At 58.5% G+C, this 1437-nt stretch carries 3 protein-coding genes; 2 read left to right on the top strand and 1 reads right to left on the bottom strand.

The genetic code is table 11. The features are described from left to right. Positions 1-250: 250 nt before the first annotated feature. Complete coding sequence (locus NYR58_RS20335; protein ID WP_261522940.1) at positions 251-664, bottom strand: MerR family transcriptional regulator; 414 nt, start codon at positions 662-664, stop codon at positions 251-253. A gap of 80 nt (positions 665-744) precedes the next feature. Between NYR58_RS20335 and NYR58_RS20340 the strand changes: the two genes are divergently transcribed. Continuing rightward, positions 745-1182, top strand: a complete 438-nt coding sequence (locus NYR58_RS20340) for a mercuric transporter MerT family protein (protein ID WP_261522941.1) — start codon at positions 745-747, stop codon at positions 1180-1182. A 15-nt stretch (positions 1183-1197) separates the two neighbouring features. Then, a partial coding sequence (locus NYR58_RS20345; protein WP_261522942.1) for a heavy-metal-associated domain-containing protein occupies positions 1198-1437 on the top strand: 240 nt, incomplete at its 3' end.

Genomic DNA, 1437 nt, shown 5'->3' on the forward strand with positions numbered 1-1437 from the left:
GATAGAATTCGGCTTTCTCGCCGCGAACGCGTGCCCGGGCGGCACGACGCTGCGCCTCATAGCAAGCGTTGGCCTCATGTTCCCGCGGGTATACCGATGAAAACCACGGCCAAGTCTTGCCGCGACCTGGGGTTGTCCCGGGTAGGGGTGAAATGACACCCTCTAGGTGTTCTGCCGCTATCGTTGAATGGGCTACTCAACCGATGGTCCCAGCTACGCCGACAGCAACGTAGGGCAGCGACACTTGCCGTCATGCGGCGAGCGCATCGAGGATCGGGCATTCCGGCACGTCTTCGCCCGAGCATTGCGCTATGGTCCGGGCCAAGAGCCGCTCGATGCGCCGGAGGTCGGAGATCTTGGCCCTGATTTCCGCCAGATGCGGTTTTGTCCGTTCCTGGATCTCGGCGCAGGTCTGGCACTTACGATCGACGAGGTCCAGCAAGCCGCGAATCTCATTAATGCCAAAGCCCAGTTCGCGGCTGCGCAGGACAAAGCGCAGGCGTCGCACGTGGGTCTCGTCATACAGGCGATATCCCTTGGAGGTGCGCGGCGGCTCCGGCATCAGGCCAATATTTTCATAGTAGCGGATTGTCTCGATGTTACAGCCGGTGCGATTGGAGAGCTGGCTACGCTGCAGCCCCTTCACCGGAACGTGTTCTGTCATGGCGCAATTTCCCTCTTGAGCCTGTAGTTGCTACAGGAGTTATGTACCATGGGACCCAAGAATTGTCGTGAGGGTTTTGGATGATGAATGATGTACGTGAAGCGATTCAAAATCGAAGATGGTCGTTGATGAAAGAATTCGGCGGCAACTCTCGGGAGGTTGCCAGTGATCGGGTTCGGAGTGAGGGCGGATTCGCAACGCTAAGCGTCATCGGCGCGTTCTTGGCATCGGCCTGTTGCGTGGTCCCCCTGCTCTTGGTGATGCTCGGCATCTCCGGCGCATGGATCGGAAACCTGACGATGCTCGAACCCTATAAGCCCTATATCGTGGCCGCGACGCTCGTGCCGCTGGGGCTTGGCTTATGGCAAGTCTATTTCAAGCCCAAGACCGTTTGCGAACCGGGTTCCTACTGCGCCCGTCCGCGCTCCGCCATCATCACCAAGACCGCGCTCTGGATCGCGACGGTCATCATCGTGCTCGCCATCACGATCGGCTGGTGGGCACCGCTGTTCTATTAGAATAGGAGACAACACGTGAAACACTTGCCGAAAGCTATCTTCGCCGCACTTGCTCTCGGGACAAGCACGATGATTGCGTTGTCGTTCGTCAGCTCCGCTTCCGCCCAGTCGCCGTCAGAAGCAGTTGCCGTGGCAGAAAAGACGCAGACGTTTGCCATCGAGAACATGTCGTGCGCGTCGTGTCCGATCACGGTACGCTTGGCCATGGAAGGTGTTGCGGGAGTGAAATCGGTCAAGGTAGATTTCGAGGCCAAG

The organism is Chelativorans intermedius, assembly GCF_025398255.1.
Lineage (GTDB): Bacteria > Pseudomonadota > Alphaproteobacteria > Rhizobiales > Rhizobiaceae > Chelativorans > Chelativorans intermedius.